Raw genomic sequence first — 14,998 nt, 5'->3', positions numbered from 1 at the left:
GTGTGCATGAAGCGGATTTTGGGGCATATGTCCATTGTGGCGATCGCCGCGGCCATTGTGGTCGGTGGGGCCTCGGCGGCCGGGGCGGCGGTCCCGTGGGTGTTCATCGGCAGCTATCCCACCGAAGCGCAGTGCCTGGTCGCCGCGGACAACTGGGCCAGCAGCGACGTGCGCACCCGGTGCCAGTACACGCAGGAGGACGGGTGGCACCTCTACGCGTACTCGATCGGCGGATGAGTCCACTGTGGTGGGTCAGGACGACGAGCCCGGTGTGACGAGGCCTGCCTCGTAGGCGAAGACGACGGCGTGCACGCGGTCGCGGAGGTCGAGCTTGTCCAGGATCCGGGAGACGTGGGTCTTGACCGTCGTCTCGCCGATGCGCAGGTCCCTGGCGATCTCGCCGTTCGACCGGCCCCGCGCCAGTCCTTCCAGGACTTCCGACTCGCGTTTCGTGAGCAGGCGCAACGCCTCCGCTCGAGCCGGGTGGGGTTCGGCCTCCGCGCGGAACCGCTCGATCAGCCGGGTGGTCACCGTCGGGCCGAGCAGGGCTTCGCCGGAGGCGATCACGCGGATGGCGGCGAGGATGTCCTCGGGCGGCGCGGTCTTGATCAGGAAGCCCGACGCGCCCGCGCGCAACGCCTCGTGCACGTACTCGTCCAGGTCGAACGTGGTCAGGACGAGCACGCGCACGGGGCTGGACTCGGCGGTCGTGACGCCCGCGCGGGCGAGTTCCCGGACCGCGGCGAGGCCGTCGAGCTTCGGCATGCGGATGTCGACCACGGCCACGTCCGGGCGCAGCCGCAGCGCCAGCGCCACCGCTTCCCGGCCGTCGGCCGCCTCGCCCACCCACTCCAGGTCCGGCTGGCTCTCGACCACCGTGCGCAACGCCCCGCGCATCAGGGGTTGGTCGTCGGCGATCAGGACGCGGATCACGAGCCACCTCCGGGCAGGCGGGCGTGGACCCGGTAGCCGCCACCGGGGCGCGGGCCGGTGGCCAAGGTGCCGGAGAGCAGTGCGACCCGCTCCCGCATGCCCGCCACGCCGTGCCCGCGCCGGGAGCCGACGGACACGACCGCGGGCCCCTCGTTCTCCACGACGATGTCGACCCCGGAACCGGCGGACCGGACGACCACGGAGGTCGACACCAGGCCCGCGTGCTCCAGCACGTTGGTCAACGACTGCTCGACGACGCGGTAGGCGGTCGCGCCCAGCGCTTCCGGCATCGGCGAGTCGACCTCCAGTCGCACCGGCAGTCCCGCGTCGCGGAAGTGCGCCACCAGGTCCTCCAATCCCGGCGTCCGCTCGGCACGCAGCGCGCCGAGCATCTGCCGCATCTCCTCCAGGGCGTGCCTGCTGGTCTCCTCGATGGTCCGCAACGCCCGGCGCGCGCCCTCGGGATCGGCGTCCAGCGTCAACCGCGCCGCTCCGGCCTGCGCGCCGACCACGCTCACGTGGTGGGCGACCACGTCGTGCAGGTCGCGCGCGATCCTGGTGCGCTCGTCCGCCACGGCCCGTGCCGCCACCAGCTCGTGCTCCACCCGCGTGCGCCGCCGCCTGGACCGGACCGAGTCGCCCACCAGCCAGGGGACGCCGATCACGGCGACGCCCGCGACCAGGGCGATCGCGGGGGAGCCCAGGACTCCGGCGAACCCCCACGCCAGCGGGACCGCTCCGGCCACGGCGAGCAGCCACCTCGTGGGCGGACGCCCGTGCGCCGCCAGCGCGTAGGAGGCGAGGTACGTGCTCAAGCCGGTGGTGGACTCCGGGTCCCGCACCACGAGCAGGTGCGCCGCGTTCACGGCGACGCACAGCGCGAACACGGCTTCCGGACGTCGGACGCGCCAGAGCAGGGAGCCCGCGGCGACCAGCAGGGCGAGCGAGGAGAACCAGGGCGCCTCGAACCGGACCCGCCACGGCTCCAACGGGGCCGCGCCGCTGGCTGCCACGGCGAGGACGAGCACGCACGCGTCCACCACCCACGGGGGGACGGAGGTCGCGGCCCGCGACCACCACGTCCGACGTGATTCCACCCGAGCAGAGTAGGGCGCGTCCTCCTGGAGGAGGACCCGGCCTCCTCCGCGAACAGGATTCGGCCGCCGCGCCCGCCGGCCATGATCGTCACCTCTACCAGACGACCACGGGACCGGAGCATGACCAGTGACCTCATCGAAGTGCGCGACCTCGGCAAGTCCTTCCCCGGCGCGGGAGGCGCCGTCCCCGTGCTGCGCGGGATCTCCCTGTCCGTCCGGCGCGGCGAGGTGCTGGCCGTCGTCGGACCGAGCGGGTCGGGCAAGTCGACCCTGCTCTACTGCCTGTCGGGCCTGGAGCCCGCCACGTCGGGCACGGTCCGCGTACTGGGGCGCGGACTGGAGGCGCTCGGGCGCGGCGCCCTCGCGGAGCTGCGCCGCGACCACCTGGGGTTCATCTTCCAGGACTACAACCTCATCCCGTCGTTGACCGCGCGCGAGAACGTCGCCCTGCCCGCGCGGCTGGCCAAGCGCCGGGTCGACGCCGCCGAGGTGGACCGGGCGCTGGCCGACGTCGGGTTGGCCGACCGCGCCGGGTTCCGGCCGTCGGCGCTGTCCGGCGGGCAGCGGCAGCGGGTGGCGGTGGCCAGGGTCCTGGCCGTGCGGCCGGACGTGGTGTTCGCCGACGAGCCCACCGGCGCCCTCGACACCGAGTCGGGCGCGAGGGTCCTGGCCCTGCTGCGCCGCGCGGCGTCCGACGGGCGCTCGGTCGTGATGGTGACCCACGACGTGGAGGCCGCGGCCGGCGCGGACCGGGTGCTGGTGTTGCGCGACGGGCTCGTGCACCGCGAGCTGGTCCGCCCGGACGCCGCCACCGTGTCCGAGGCGATCGCCCACGCCGGGGTCAGGGGGTAGCGCCGTGCTGAAGCTGATCTTCAGCGACCTGCTCGCGGGCGCCAGGGTGTGGCTCGGGACCCTGCTCATCGCCGCGGCGACTGGCGCGGTGGCCGCGGTGGCCGCCGCCGAGGTCCAGACCGCGGCGCGGATCGGCGGCAACGCCGGTCTCGCCCTCTACGCCATCAGCGGCACGGTGCTCGTGTTCACCGCCGTGACCGCGATCGTCGTGCTGGGCGCGACGACGACCCTCGCCGTGGCGCTGCGCCAACGCGGCTACGCGCTGTGGCTGCTGATCGGCGTCCGACCAGCGCAGGTCACGGGCGTCGTCGTGGCGCAGGTGGTGCTCGTGGCGCTGGCGGGCGCGGTGGCGGGCTGCGCGGTCGTGGTCCCGGTGCTGCCCGCGTTCTTCCGCTTCTCCTTGACGGGGTCGTCGGGCCTCGACGGCATCGAACCGTCGTTCGGCCTGGTCGCGGCGGCCTCCGCGGTCCTGTTCGTGACGATGGTCGTCGTGCTCGGCGGGGTGCGCGGGGCGCTGCGGGCTGGTGCCGCGCCGGTCCTGCACGCGCTGCGGGAACCGGACCTCCCACGGCGGCGGATGACCGCCTCACGAGCGTTGACCGCCGTGCTCCTCGCGGCCGCGGTGACCGGTCTCGTCACGAGCTTGCCGACGACGGCCCCGGACAAGCTCTCGGTGCCGCTCATGCTGCTCGCCCCGTTGACGGCGGGCCTGTTCGCCGCCGTCGGCCCGCTGCTGTTCCACCGGTTCGTGCTGCTCTGGACGGCGGTCGTGCCCGCGACCTCGTCGGCGGCGTGGTTCCTCGCCCGCGAGTCGACCTCGTACAACGCCGGGCGCAGCGCCGCGGCGATCAGTCCGCTGATGGTCGCGGTGGCGCTCGCGGGCGGGCTCTACACGGCGAACCGCACGGCGGGGGCGGTGATCGCGGCGCGGACCGGAGAGGCGCCGCCGGGGGTGTCCGCGGGCGCCGCGGTGCTGCTGATCGGCGGTCCGCTGCTGCTCGCGGTGCTCGGCTCCGCCGGAACGATCTTCATGTCCGGCCGTGGCCGGGAACGGGAGATCGCGCTCGTCCAGGCCGCGGGCGGCACCAGGGCGACAGTGCTCGCCATCGCCGCGGGGGAGGCCGTGATCTACGTGGGCACGGCCGTCCTGCTCGGGTCGGCCGCGGTGCTGGTCACGAGCGTGGCGGGCGGGTGGGCCGCCGGGGAGTGGGTCTTCGCCGCTCCGGCCGTCGGTCTCGTCGCCGCGCTCGGACTGGTCCTCACACTCCTGGCGACCACCGCACCCGCCGCGCACGCCCTGCGGGAAGCGGTGCCGCGCGTCCTGGCGGCCGAATGACCCCGGCTTGCAGATAGGTGACATGTCTCCTAATCTGGCGGTGAGCCGTTCCCGACGGCAGTTTGGACACGAGTGCTCGTCAGCAAGCAGACCCCGCTGGTCGGCCGCGGCCGTGACCTCGACCGGCTGAGGGACGCGATCGACGCCACGACCGACAGCGGTGCCGTGGTCGTGGTGACGGGCGAGGCGGGCATCGGGAAAACGGCCCTCGTCGAGGCGGCGTCGGACCACGCGGTGGGTTTCCTGGTGCTGCGGTGCGCGGGTCACGAGGGGGAGTCGCCCACCGGGTTCACCGCGCTGCACGAACTGCTGCACCCCGTGCTGCCCCGCGTCGAAGCACTGACGCCGCGGCAGCGCGGGGTGCTGCGCCGGGCGTTCGCCGTGGAGGACGGGCCGCCGCCCGAGCACCTCGGGATCGGCGTCGCCGTGCTCGCGCTGCTGGAGGAGGTCGCCGCCACCACGAAGGTGCTGCTCGTCGTGGAGGACCTCCAGTGGCTCGACCGCCCCAGCGCCGACGTGCTCACGTTCCTTGCCCGCAGGCTGACCGGCGGTCCGATCCTGCTCGTCCTCACGGCCCGGTCCGCCCTGGGCACCGTCCCCGCCGAGCACCTGGTCCTGGAACCCTTGTCCCACGAGGACTCCACGGCGCTGCTGGCAGCTACCGCCCCACACCTGGACGAGGCCACCCGGAACCACGTGCTCCGCGAAGCGATGGGCAACCCCTTGGCGCTGCGGGAGTTGGCGTCGCTCCCGCCCGGCGACGCGGAGTTCCCCGTGCGCACGACCCCACGGCTGGAACAGGCGCACCTCGGCCAGGTCGCGGACCTGCCCGCCTCGTCGAGGACCCTGTTGCTGCTGGCGGCGGCGGACCAGGACCTCACCGTGACCGACCTCCTGACGGCCGCGGCCGGGCTGGGCCTGTCCGCCGACGACCTGGACCCCCTCGAACGCGGTGGTCACGTCGACGTGGACGGCGATCGGGTCCGCGTGCGCCGGTCGTTGTTGCGGTCGGTCGTGTACCGGGCGGCGTCGACCGCCGAACGCGGCCGCGCGCACCTCGCCCTGGCGGCGGTGGCGCGGGACCCGCTGCGCGCCGCGTGGCACCGGTCGGTCGCCGCCACCGGTCGTGACGAAGCGCTGGCCGCGGAGCTGGAGGCCGCCGCGTCCCGCGCGGTGAGCCGGGGCGCGCGAGCGGAAGCGGCGGCGGTGCTGCGCCGCGCCGCCGACCTGTCGCCGGACGTCGCGTGCCGGGTGCGCCGACTGGCGGCCACGGCCGAGGTGGCTCGCCAGGCGGGCCTGCCCCGCCTGGCCCAGCGCGTGGTGGCGGAAGCGCTGCCCCTCGCGGAGGACCCCGCGGTCGTCGTCCGGTTGGCGACGACCGACATCGTCAACGCGCTGATGGCGGGCCTTCCGGCGAGTGGGGACGGCGTGTTGAGCGTGGTCCGGCACCTCGCGGACCATCCCGCCGAGCAGACCGCCCTGCTCTGGGCCGCCGCGGTCCGCGAGGTCGTGCTGCCCCACGAACGCGACGGCGGGCAGGCGATCCTCGCCGAACTGGAGAACGTCGAGGAGTCGGGGGAACCTCTCCGGCAGATCGCGCTGGGGCTGCTGGGCCGTGCGTCCCGGCCGCGCGACCTCCTGCCGCCCTCGACCACCGACGCCGGAGTGCTGCTCAGCGCGGGTCTGCTGGCCGAACTCCTGCACGACCTGGGGGCGGCTCACCGGAGCTTCCTCGCGTGCCGCGACCGGTTGCGCCACGCCGAAGCCGACGGGAGCCACGCGCTCGCGTGGCTGGCGTGCGTCCGGGTGCTCGTCGGCGAGGTCCGGGACGGAGCCGCCGACGCGGCGCGGGCCGAGCGGACGGCGACCGACCTCGGCCTGTCGTCGGTGGCCGCCGCCGCTGCCGCGTCCGGCGCGGTGGCGCACGCGTGGCGCGGTGACGACGTCGAGACCGCGAGGGCGCACGAGCGCAGCCTGGCCCAGCCGTGCGAGGTGCGGTGGATCTCGACGACGGCACGTGGGCACTGGGCGGCGGGCGTCTCGGCGTTGCGGCAGCGCCGGTTCCGCGACGCGTCGGCGCACTTGGCGGGCGTGGAGGTGCACCGCACGACAAGCCTGTGGGCGTTGGGGGACATCGTGGAGGCGGCCGTCCACTCCGGACGGACGGACACCGCCGTGCGGGCGCTCGCCGACGCCGAGCGCGACGCCTCCGCGTTCGACTCGCCCCACCTGTGGATGCTCGTCCACCGCGGTCACGCCCTGGTGGGTTCAGACCCCGTCGACCGGTTCGAGAGCGCCGTGGCGGCCGGACTGGACAGCCCCGCCGTCCTGGAACTGGCTCGGACCCGGCTCGCCTACGGCGAGTGGTTGCGCCGTGGGCGTCGCGTTGTCGAGGCGCGGGAGCAGTTGGCCGAGGCGGTCCGGTTGTTCACCACTCGCGGAGCGCAGGGGTGGGCCGATCGCGCCGCGGCGGAACTGCGCGCGGCGGGCGTGACGCCACCGCGTTCGGCCGCGGGCGCGAACCTCACGCCTCAGGAGGCGCAGATCGCCGGACTGGCGGCGGCGGGGTTGAGCAACAAGGAGATCGCGGAACGCGTGTTCCTCTCGCACCGGACCGTCGGCGCGCACCTGTACCGCGTGTTCCCGAAACTCGGCGTCACGAGCCGGGCGCAGCTGGCGAGAGCGCTGCGGGACGCCGCACCCTGACGGTCGGTCAGCCGTTGTGCTCCGGCCACCGGTGCTGCCACTGGCCGGGCCGGGGGAGCGTGCCGTGCGTGACGACCTGCTCGTGGATCTGCTCCAACGCCGTGTGCAGGGGGTCGACCAGGTCGTCGTCCAGGCCGTCGAAGAACATCCGCCGCACCAGCGCCACGTGCCCCGGCGTCGCCGCCCGCAGCACGCCCAGCCCGGCCTCGGTGAGGACGACGTCGACGGCACGTCCGTCCTCCGTGGACGCCGTCCTCTCCACGAGCCCCCGGCCCGCCATCCGCTGGAGGTGGTGGGACAGGCGGGTCCGCTCCAGCCCGATCCGGGCGGCGAGCGCGGTCAGCCGCAACCGGGAGTCGGGGGAGTCCGCCAAGGCGTTGAGCACGTCGTAGTCCTGCAACGAGAGGTCGCTGTCGGCCTGGAGCTGCCGGTTCATCTCGTAGTTGAGGCGCAGCATGACCCTCATGTAGGCGAACCACGTCTCCTGCCGCACGTCCGAGAGCGGGTCGGCATCGGGTTCGAACGACACGCAGCCACCCTTCGACGCACGACCGGCCCCCATCGTAGGCCCCGACGCGATGGCCAGGTCACGCCGAGGACGGTCGGCGCTCCGTCCAGTCGAACACCAGGTCGCGCCGGGCGATCCGCCAGCCTTCCGGCGTGCGTTCGAAGCCGTCCAGGTACCGGATGGCCATCGTCAGCAACACCCTCTCCCCGTTGTCGTGCAGGAGGTGGTGCGCCATGCAGTACGTCTCGCCCGTCGCGGTGTCCCCGGTGACGGTCACGGTGCTCTGGCCGTTGAGGTAGGTCGTGGCGTCGTACCGGCTCACCAGGTCCGCGAACGTGGACGCCAACGCGGCTCGCCCGGTGACCGTCCCCACCGGCTCCGAGGTCGTCGGGTCCCCTTCGAACAGCCGGACCACGCCGTCGGCGGTGAAGACGTCCGCCTGCCCGTCCGGGTCCTTCCGGTCGGCGTGGTGGGCGTAGGCGTCGACCAGGTCGCGGATCGCCAGCCGGTCGACCAGTTCCTCGATGTCCGCTGACACGCCGTCAGTCCGTCAGCAGGAGGGTGTAGACGCTCGCGATGAGACCGTCCCGGACCAGGGCGATGTCCACTCCGCGGACGGCGGGCGGGCCGTCCGCCGGACCGAAGTGCCACGGCAGGTAGCCGAGGTCGTGGACGACGTGGAGCGGGCCGCCGGGGGAGAAGGCGAAGTCGGGCGCTCCGGCCAGGATCGCCTCGGCTTTCGCGTGGAGCGCGTCGTGGCCGGTCACCGTTTCCTCGGGATCGGAGAACTCGACGTCGGGGGCGTAGGTGCGGGCGATGGCGGCCCGCCTGCGCTCGGGGTCGCGCTCGCCGAAGACCTCGAGCAGGTTGGCGTGCATGAGCTGGTCGATCGTGGCCACGGGAAGACCTCTCCTCATCGGGTGGTGCCGAGCACGCGGGACAGGAAGGCGATGCCGAGCGCGATGGCGCTCTCCGCCGCGAACGTGCGGCGCAGCGGTTCCAGGCCGACGAAGTCGTGCACAATCCCGCCGTAGCGGACGGCGGTCACCGGAACGCCCGCCTCGCGCAGCTTGGCGGCGTAGGCCTCACCCTCGTCGCGCAGCACGTCGGCCTCGGCGACGACCACGAGCGCCTCGGGCAGTCCGGACAGCTCGTCCAACGACGCCCGCAGCGGTGAGGCCGTGATCTCGGCGCGCTGCGCGGGATCGGTGGTGTACTGGTCCCAGAACCACTTCATGCCTTCGCGGGCGAGGAAGTAGCCTTCTGCGAACTGGTGGTACGACCCTGTGTCGAAGGTCGCGTCGGTCACCGGGTAGTAGAGCAGTTGGCCCGCGAACGCCACGCCACCGCGCTGCTTCGCCAGGATGGTGGTCACCGTGGCCATGTTGCCGCCGACGGAGTCACCGGCCACGGCGACGCGCGCGGGGTCCAACCGCTCCTCCGCGCCGTGCGCGGCGATCCACTCCGCGGCGGCGTAGATCTGTTCGACCGCGGTGGGGTACTTGGCTTCCGGGGACAGGTCGTAGTCGGGGAACACGACCGCGGCACCGGTCCCGACCGCCAGTTCGCGGACGAGCCGGTCGTGGGTCCGCGGACCGCCGAACACCCAGCCCAGACCGTGGCAGTACAGCACCACGGGCAGCACGCCGGTCGCCCCGGCGGGCCGCACGATCCGCAGGCGGACGCTCCCGGTGGGGCCGCCGTCGACCGTCAGGTCGGCCGCTTCGACCTTCAACGGCACGTGCGCCGGATCGGCCTGCACCCCGTCGACGATCTTGCGCCCCTCCTCCGGCGTGAGCTGGTAGAGGAACGGCGGCGTGGCGTTGGCGTCGGCGAACGCCCGCGCGATCGGCTCCAGGAACGGCTTCACCGGCTCGGTCGACAACTGCGGCCCCTCACGGTCGAACGCCCGCACCGCGCGGACGACTCGACACGATCCTGCGGCCCCACCGAGCACCGGCACATCAGTCAAATGACTCCGAGCTAGTAGCGCTCGACGGGAAATCCCCGGTCGGCGGGCGGCTCGTAGGCCTCCGGCCAGTAGTCGGTGACCCGGCTGATCAGCCCGTCCTCGGACACCTCCAACCACACGCAGGCGGCCATCTCCTCCTCGCCGACCCGCGCGTCGAGCCACAACGCCGCGTGCGGGCCGTCGGCGACGACCCGCCGCATCCGCAGGTGCCAGTCACCGGGGTACTCCTGGTTGAACCGCAACAACGTCGCCCGCCCGTGGAAGCGTTCCCTGGTCTGCGGCATCTCGTACACCACGTCCTCGACCAGCAGGGCACCCAGCCCGTCCCAGTCACGCCGCTCGGTGCGGTCCACGTACTCCTGAGCGATCCGCCGGGTTCGCGAGGTCTCGTCCATGGCCGCACGCTAGCGCCGGACACCGAGGTCCTGTACCCCGCTTGGAGATACGCGCCCGCGAGCGCCGAGGCCACCAACCCCAGACCGATCACGGACACGGAACTCGTCCCGGTCTCCGCAGTGAAACTCCTTCGAATGGGAAGTGGAATAGCGTCACGTCATCCATGCTCGCCGAGGGGTGACAAGAACTTACTTCAAAGGGCGTTGTTCGAATTCGCCGCTACAGCCAGCCACGCCGTGCCGCCAGTTGTCCGGCCTGGAAACGGCTGCGTGCTCCGAGTCGTCCCATCACGCCTGCCATCACTCGGCGCACCGATCTCGCGGACGTGCCGAGTCTGGCCGCTGCGGCGTCGTCGGTTACGCCGCCGGCCAGTAGGCGCAGGATTGTTCTTTCCTGGTCGGTCAAACCGTCCGCACTGCGGGTGTCGGCGGACATGGCGCTCGCCCACAGGTGGTCGAACCAAGCCTTCAGCAGGGTGACGGTTTCCGGGGTCGTGATGGTGGTGGGGCCGGGGAACACGGCGGTGTCGTCGCAGAGGACGAGGCTGGTGGGAAGGGCGGCACAGACGCGGACCTGGTCGTCGCCGCGCAGGAAGACGGGTACTGAGGCGCGGTCCACGGCGTCGGGGTAGAGGACGCGCACGGGGGTTCCCCGCGGGAGGAAGTGGAGGTCGACGAGGTCGTCGGCTCCGTTCGACAGGCACAGTACGATCTCGGTCCGTGCCCGCATGACCAATTCCTGCACATCTCCGGTACGCATGCCGGAAACGCTATTCGAGCGACCTGCACGACACCCTTGGCGAACCTGGACGGAACCTGGACGGCCTTGTCCTGATCCGGCCAGGGCATTTCCGGACGGCCTGGAAGTCTTGTTCCAGCGTTGTCGAGCCCGGCAGTATTTGCCCCACGATGTTCCTGGTCGAGAGAAAGTTGAAAGCGAACATCGATCCGGACGCGCTCAGGGGAACAGTGCTGGAGAACCTGAGGGTCCGCGTCGATGAATCCGGTTCCCACGTGGTCGTGCTGATAGCGGCCAACAACAGGGAACACGCAGAGTCGATCGTGACCGAATTCTTGGGAGAATAAGCATGCGTGGAATCAAGAGCGTCCTGGCCGCGGTCGTCGTGGCCCTCGCGCTCGGCACTGCCTCGGCGCAGGCCGCGCCGACGACGCCGAGCTTCGGCGCCGGGATCGACCCCTACTCCGCCTACGACGGGCAGCAGACCTGCGAGGCGTCGGCCAAGCCGGGCCCGATCGGGGTGCGCGACCTGCTCAACGCCACCTACGGCAACCACACCGCGGGCATCACCCGCAACTGCGACGGCACCACCAGCGAGCACCACGAGGGCCGCGCGCTCGACTACCACTTCAACTACTTCGACACCGCGGACCGGGCCAAGGCGGAGGACTTCCTCGGCTGGCTGCTGGCGACCGACCAGAACGGCAACAAGCACGCGATGGCCCGCCGCCTCGGCGTCATGTACGTGATCTGGAACAACAAGATCTGGGAGGCGTACCGGCCCGACGCCGGGTGGACGCCGTACACCGGCGACAGCCCGCACCAAGACCACGTCCACATCAGCTTCAGCTGGGCGGGCGCGAACAAGCAGACGTCCTGGTGGACGCAGGCCGCCCAGCAGATCGGCCGGGTCGGCGTGCTGTCGGGTGGCACGTTGTCGGTGAAGGAGGGGAACCTCTGGTCGAGCTGGACCACGCAGTTGGGTGGGGTGGCGAAGTTCGAGATCGACGGCAACCGGATCGGTGTCCTCACCACGAGTGGCGACGTGATGGTCAAGGAAGGCGACCTGTTCGCGCCGTGGACGACGCAACTGGGCGGTGCGAAGGACTTCCACCTCGCGGGTGGTCGGATCGGTGTGCTGCGCAACAACGGGTCGCTCGCGGTGAAGGACGGCACGTTGTGGTCGGCGTGGACCGAGCAGGTCGGTGACGTGAAGGACTTCGACCTCACCCAGAACCGGATCGGTGTCGTGTCCACCACCGGTGAGGTGTCGGTCAAGGAGGGCGACCTGTTCGCGCCGTGGACCCCGCAGGTGGGTGGGGCGAAGGACATCGAGCTGGCCGCCGGCCGGATCGGTGTGCTGCGCGACAACGGAACGCTGGCGGTCAAGGACGGCACGTTGTGGGCCGGCTGGACCGAGCAGGCGAACAACGTCGCGAACTTCGAGATGACGAACAACCGCATCGGGGTCGTCTTCGCGAACGGCGAGGTCACCGTCAAGGAGGGCGACCTCTTCGCGGGCTGGGTCAACCAGATGGGCGGCGCGAAGGACGTCGAGCTGTCCGCGGACCGTCTCGGGGTGCTGCGCAACGACGGTTCCTTCGCGGTGAAGGAAGGCTCGCTCTTCGCCTCGTGGACCGAGCAGGCCTCGTCCGTCACCGCCGCTGACCTCACCCACCGCTGAACCGGCCGGAAAAGGGCATCGAGATGAAGAAGCAGATCGCGGGCGTCGCACTGATCGGGGCCACGCTCGCCACCACGTTCCTGTCCACCCCGGCCGCGCACGCCGCCGAAACCGGGCCGCGGGTCGGTGTGCTGTCGGGTGGCACGTTGTCGGTGAAGGAGGGCTCGCTCTGGTCGAGTTGGACGACGCAGTTGGGTGGGGTGGCGAAGTTCGAGATCGACGGCAACCGGATCGGCGTGCTGACCACCGGTGGTGACGTGATGGTCAAGGAAGGCGATCTGTTCGCCCAGTGGACCACGCAGTTGGGTGGTGCGAAGGACTTCCACTTGGCCGGTGGTCGGATCGGTGTGCTGCGCAACGACGGGTCGCTGGCGGTCAAGGACGGGTCGTTGTGGGCCGGGTGGACGGAGCAGGCCGGTGGTGTGCAGGACTTCGACCTCACCCCGAACCGGGTCGGGGTCGTGTCCACCACCGGCGAGGTCACGGTCAAGGAGGGCGACCTGTACGCCCAGTGGACCGGGCAGCTCGGCGGTGCGAAGGACATCGAGCTGGCCGGTGGTCGGATCGGTGTGCTGCGCAACGACGGTTCGTTGGCGGTCAAGGACGGCACGTTGTGGGCGGGGTGGACCGAGCAGGCGGGCAACGTCGCCACCTTCGAGTTGACGGCCAACCGCATCGGCGTCGTCTTCGCCAACGGTGAGGCCACGGCCAAGGAGGGCGACCTCTTCGCGGGCTGGGTCAACCAGATGGGCGGGGCCAAGGACATCGAGCTGTCCGGCAACCGGCTGGGCGTGCTCCGCGAGAACGGGTCGTTCGCCGTCAAGGAGGGCGACCTGTTCTCCGCCTGGACCGAGCAGGCGAGTGGCGTCACGTCGGCGGACCTCAGTTCACCCGCTGCCGCCGCGAGTGCCGTCACGCTCCAGGACCTCCGCAACATCTACGGCACGATCGGCGATCCGGGCACCGTCGAACAGGGGCTGGAGAGCCTGAACGCCGAGATGGTCCGCGGCGGCATCACCACCCCGGCGCGCAAGGCCGCCTTCCTCGCGACCCTGCGCAACGAGAGCGGGTTCCGCTACAACGCGCTGGAAGGCACCGGCCACCCCTACCAGGGCCGCGGCTTCATGCAGCTGACCACCGACAGCAACTACCGGGGCGCGGGCACCCACCTCGGCGTCGACCTGCTCGGCAACCCCGAGTTGGCGCGCAGCCTCCAGTACAGCGCTCCGATCGCCCGCTGGTACTGGACGGTGGCCCGCTCGGACTCCAACAACGCCGCCGACCACTACGACATGGGCCTGATCTCCCGCTACGTCGGCTACCTCGCCAGCTCCGCCGAGGACGCCGAACGTTGCGCCGACTTCAAGTCCGCCCTCCGCTACTTCAGCGGCGGCTCGCTCCCCGTCCCCGACTCCCAGATCACCTGCTCCCGCCACTGACCACACGACAAGGGCGCTCCCCCGGACCCAGGTCCGGGGGAGCGCCGTTCGTGGTCGCTAGCGGCGGTGGGTCAGGTCACCCTGGGAGACCGAGGGGGCCTGCTCGGTCCAGCTCGCCCAGAGCGTGCCCTCCTTGACCTGGAACGCGCCGTGGGACTGCCGAACGCCCACGCGGTTGCCGGACAGCTCGATCTCGACGCCCTGCTCCAGCTGGTCGACCCACTGGGCGTGCAGGTCGCCGTCCTTGACCCGTACGTGCCCACCGCTCTGCACGACACCGACACGGGTGGGCGTGATGTCGAAGTCCCTGACGTCGCTCGTCTGCTCGGCCCAAGTCGCCCACAGCGTGCCGTCCTTGACCGCCAACGACCCGTTGTCGCGCAGCACACCGATCCGGTTGCCTGCCAGCTCGACGTCCTTCACGCCACCCACCTGCGGGGTCCACGGCGCGAACAGGTCACCCTCCTTGACCGACACCTCGCCGGTGGTCGCCACCACCCCGATCCGGTTCGCCGTCAGGTCGAAGTCCTTCACGTCACCGACCTGCTCCGTCCACCCGGCCCACAACGACCCGTCCTTGACGGCCAGCGACCCGTCGTTGCGCAACACCCCGATCCGACCGCCGGCCAGGTGGAAGTCCTTCGCACCACCCAGTTGCGTGGTCCACTGGGCGAACAGGTCGCCTTCCTTGACCATCACGTCACCGCCGGTGGTCAGCACGCCGATCCGGTTGCCGTCGATCTCGAACTTCGCCACCCCACCCAACTGCGTGGTCCAACTCGACCAGAGCGAGCCCTCCTTCACCGACAACGTGCCACCCGACAGCACGCCGACCCGGCCGATCCTCGGGTCCAGGTAGGGCTTGGCCGCCTCCCGTGCCACGGGCAGCCACTCCTGGTAGCGCGGTGTGCCGTAGCTCGCCCGCCACTTCGGCAGCCACTTCTCGCCCTGCGCCTCGTACATGGTGTGCGCGACCTCGGAGTTGCAGGCCGGGTTCAGGTAGCAGCTGTTGAGGCTGCCGTCGGGCGTGCCGATCTGCCAGAAGCCCTGGTCGAGCTGGCCGTTGTCGTCGCGGTGGGTCGCGTCGGGTCGGCAGTGCGACTCGGTCATGCCGACCGCGATCGCCTCGACCAGCGCGTCGCCGGTGAAGCCCGCCTGGTCGGCGTGGTAGGCGCAGGCGTCCGGGCCGCTGGTCGGCTCGGCCGACGCGACCGGGGCGGTGAGGGTGGTCAGAGGCAGGACCGCCGCGGCGATCAGTGCGCACAGACGTCGGGACATGGGTGCCGGTCTCCCCAGGTGAGATGTGGAATCAGGTGCTGTGAGAAACCTAAGCAGGG

Annotated in this window: 16 protein-coding genes; 7 read left to right on the top strand and 9 right to left on the bottom strand. The window is 71.7% G+C overall.

Annotated features, from left to right (window positions below):
* Window positions 1-6 precede the first annotated feature (6 nt).
* Window positions 7-237 carry a hypothetical protein gene (locus ACFWW9_RS08930; RefSeq protein WP_390373552.1) on the top strand — a complete coding sequence of 77 codons (231 nt, stop codon included), beginning with the start codon at window positions 7-9 and terminating at the stop codon, window positions 235-237.
* Between the two features lie 15 nt (window positions 238-252).
* Here ACFWW9_RS08930 and ACFWW9_RS08925 read toward each other — a convergent pair whose 3' ends face one another.
* Together ACFWW9_RS08925 and ACFWW9_RS08920 are read right to left on the bottom strand one after the other, a co-directional pair.
* The gene (locus ACFWW9_RS08925; RefSeq protein WP_390373549.1) at window positions 253-933 is read right to left on the bottom strand and encodes a response regulator; all 681 of its coding nucleotides are present in this window, start codon (window positions 931-933) and stop codon (window positions 253-255) included.
* Window positions 930-2,030 (bottom strand): sensor histidine kinase, encoded by a 1,101-nt coding sequence (locus ACFWW9_RS08920; RefSeq protein WP_390373547.1) that lies wholly within the window; start codon window positions 2,028-2,030, stop codon window positions 930-932. Before ACFWW9_RS08920 ends, ACFWW9_RS08925 begins: the two co-directional genes overlap by 4 nt.
* 120 nt (window positions 2,031-2,150) lie before the next feature.
* Here ACFWW9_RS08920 and ACFWW9_RS08915 point away from each other — a divergent pair, with 120 nt between their 5' ends.
* The 3 genes from ACFWW9_RS08915 to ACFWW9_RS08905 all read left to right on the top strand — a co-directional run bounded on the left by ACFWW9_RS08915 (window position 2,151) and on the right by ACFWW9_RS08905 (window position 6,924).
* On the top strand, window positions 2,151-2,882 hold the full coding sequence (locus ACFWW9_RS08915; RefSeq protein WP_390373545.1) for an ABC transporter ATP-binding protein: 732 nt from the start codon (window positions 2,151-2,153) through the stop codon (window positions 2,880-2,882).
* A 4-nt stretch (window positions 2,883-2,886) separates the two neighbouring features.
* Window positions 2,887-4,218, top strand: a complete 1,332-nt coding sequence (locus tag ACFWW9_RS08910) for an FtsX-like permease family protein (protein ID WP_390373543.1) — start codon at window positions 2,887-2,889, stop codon at window positions 4,216-4,218.
* Window positions 4,219-4,290: 72 nt separating this feature from the next.
* On the top strand, window positions 4,291-6,924 hold the full coding sequence (locus tag ACFWW9_RS08905; protein WP_390373540.1) for an AAA family ATPase: 2,634 nt from the start codon (window positions 4,291-4,293) through the stop codon (window positions 6,922-6,924).
* Window positions 6,925-6,931: 7 nt separating this feature from the next.
* Here ACFWW9_RS08905 and ACFWW9_RS08900 read toward each other — a convergent pair whose 3' ends face one another.
* From ACFWW9_RS08900 to ACFWW9_RS08875, 6 genes are all read right to left on the bottom strand, one after another.
* On the bottom strand, window positions 6,932-7,453 hold the full coding sequence (locus ACFWW9_RS08900; RefSeq protein ID WP_390373537.1) for a MarR family winged helix-turn-helix transcriptional regulator: 522 nt from the start codon (window positions 7,451-7,453) through the stop codon (window positions 6,932-6,934).
* A 58-nt stretch (window positions 7,454-7,511) separates the two neighbouring features.
* Window positions 7,512-7,970, bottom strand: a complete 459-nt coding sequence (locus ACFWW9_RS08895; protein ID WP_390373534.1) for a nuclear transport factor 2 family protein — start codon at window positions 7,968-7,970, stop codon at window positions 7,512-7,514.
* Between the two features lie 4 nt (window positions 7,971-7,974).
* Window positions 7,975-8,331 (bottom strand): nuclear transport factor 2 family protein, encoded by a 357-nt coding sequence (locus ACFWW9_RS08890; protein ID WP_390373532.1) that lies wholly within the window; start codon window positions 8,329-8,331, stop codon window positions 7,975-7,977.
* A gap of 14 nt (window positions 8,332-8,345) precedes the next feature.
* Window positions 8,346-9,317, bottom strand: coding sequence for an alpha/beta hydrolase (locus ACFWW9_RS08885; RefSeq protein ID WP_390373530.1), 972 nt, complete (start codon window positions 9,315-9,317; stop codon window positions 8,346-8,348).
* A gap of 98 nt (window positions 9,318-9,415) precedes the next feature.
* Window positions 9,416-9,799, bottom strand: coding sequence for a nuclear transport factor 2 family protein (locus ACFWW9_RS08880; RefSeq protein ID WP_390373528.1), 384 nt, complete (start codon window positions 9,797-9,799; stop codon window positions 9,416-9,418).
* A 220-nt stretch (window positions 9,800-10,019) separates the two neighbouring features.
* A complete protein-coding gene (locus tag ACFWW9_RS08875) occupies window positions 10,020-10,559 on the bottom strand; it encodes a LuxR C-terminal-related transcriptional regulator (RefSeq protein WP_390373525.1) in 540 nt (179 codons plus the stop codon).
* A gap of 149 nt (window positions 10,560-10,708) precedes the next feature.
* On the opposite strand from ACFWW9_RS08875, the gene ACFWW9_RS08870 reads away from it, so the two are divergent.
* Genes ACFWW9_RS08870 through ACFWW9_RS08860 form a run of 3 tightly spaced genes read left to right on the top strand, consistent with a single transcriptional unit; the run spans window position 10,709 to window position 13,661 of the window.
* Entirely contained in the window at window positions 10,709-10,885 is a 177-nt protein-coding gene (locus ACFWW9_RS08870; RefSeq protein WP_390373522.1) for a hypothetical protein, read from the top strand.
* A 2-nt stretch (window positions 10,886-10,887) separates the two neighbouring features.
* The gene (locus ACFWW9_RS08865) at window positions 10,888-12,222 is read left to right on the top strand and encodes a hypothetical protein (RefSeq protein ID WP_390373520.1); all 1,335 of its coding nucleotides are present in this window, start codon (window positions 10,888-10,890) and stop codon (window positions 12,220-12,222) included.
* A 23-nt stretch (window positions 12,223-12,245) separates the two neighbouring features.
* Entirely contained in the window at window positions 12,246-13,661 is a 1,416-nt protein-coding gene (locus ACFWW9_RS08860; RefSeq protein WP_390373517.1) for a glycoside hydrolase family 19 protein, read from the top strand.
* A gap of 57 nt (window positions 13,662-13,718) precedes the next feature.
* On the opposite strand, the gene ACFWW9_RS08855 is transcribed toward ACFWW9_RS08860, so the two are convergent.
* Window positions 13,719-14,939, bottom strand: coding sequence for a hypothetical protein (locus ACFWW9_RS08855; RefSeq protein WP_390373514.1), 1,221 nt, complete (start codon window positions 14,937-14,939; stop codon window positions 13,719-13,721).
* Window positions 14,940-14,998: the final 59 nt, after the last annotated feature.

Origin of the sequence: Umezawaea sp. NPDC059074, assembly GCF_042738955.1 — a bacterium.
Taxonomy (GTDB): Bacteria; Actinomycetota; Actinomycetes; order Mycobacteriales; family Pseudonocardiaceae; genus Umezawaea.
The sequence above is the reverse complement of the archived record's forward strand: the minus strand, read 5'-3'. Positions and strand labels throughout refer to the sequence as shown.

Coding starts and splice junctions, on each gene's coding strand:
- ACFWW9_RS08930 (WP_390373552.1), top strand. CDS start 7: ATGAAGCGGATTTTGGGGCATATGTCCATTGTGGCGATCGCCGCGGCC.
- ACFWW9_RS08915 (WP_390373545.1), top strand. CDS start 2,151: ATGACCAGTGACCTCATCGAAGTGCGCGACCTCGGCAAGTCCTTCCCC.
- ACFWW9_RS08880 (WP_390373528.1), bottom strand. CDS start 9,799: ATGGACGAGACCTCGCGAACCCGGCGGATCGCTCAGGAGTACGTGGAC.
- ACFWW9_RS08875 (WP_390373525.1), bottom strand. CDS start 10,559: ATGCGTACCGGAGATGTGCAGGAATTGGTCATGCGGGCACGGACCGAG.
- ACFWW9_RS08870 (WP_390373522.1), top strand. CDS start 10,709: ATGTTCCTGGTCGAGAGAAAGTTGAAAGCGAACATCGATCCGGACGCG.
- ACFWW9_RS08865 (WP_390373520.1), top strand. CDS start 10,888: ATGCGTGGAATCAAGAGCGTCCTGGCCGCGGTCGTCGTGGCCCTCGCG.
- ACFWW9_RS08860 (WP_390373517.1), top strand. CDS start 12,246: ATGAAGAAGCAGATCGCGGGCGTCGCACTGATCGGGGCCACGCTCGCC.
- ACFWW9_RS08855 (WP_390373514.1), bottom strand. CDS start 14,939: ATGTCCCGACGTCTGTGCGCACTGATCGCCGCGGCGGTCCTGCCTCTG.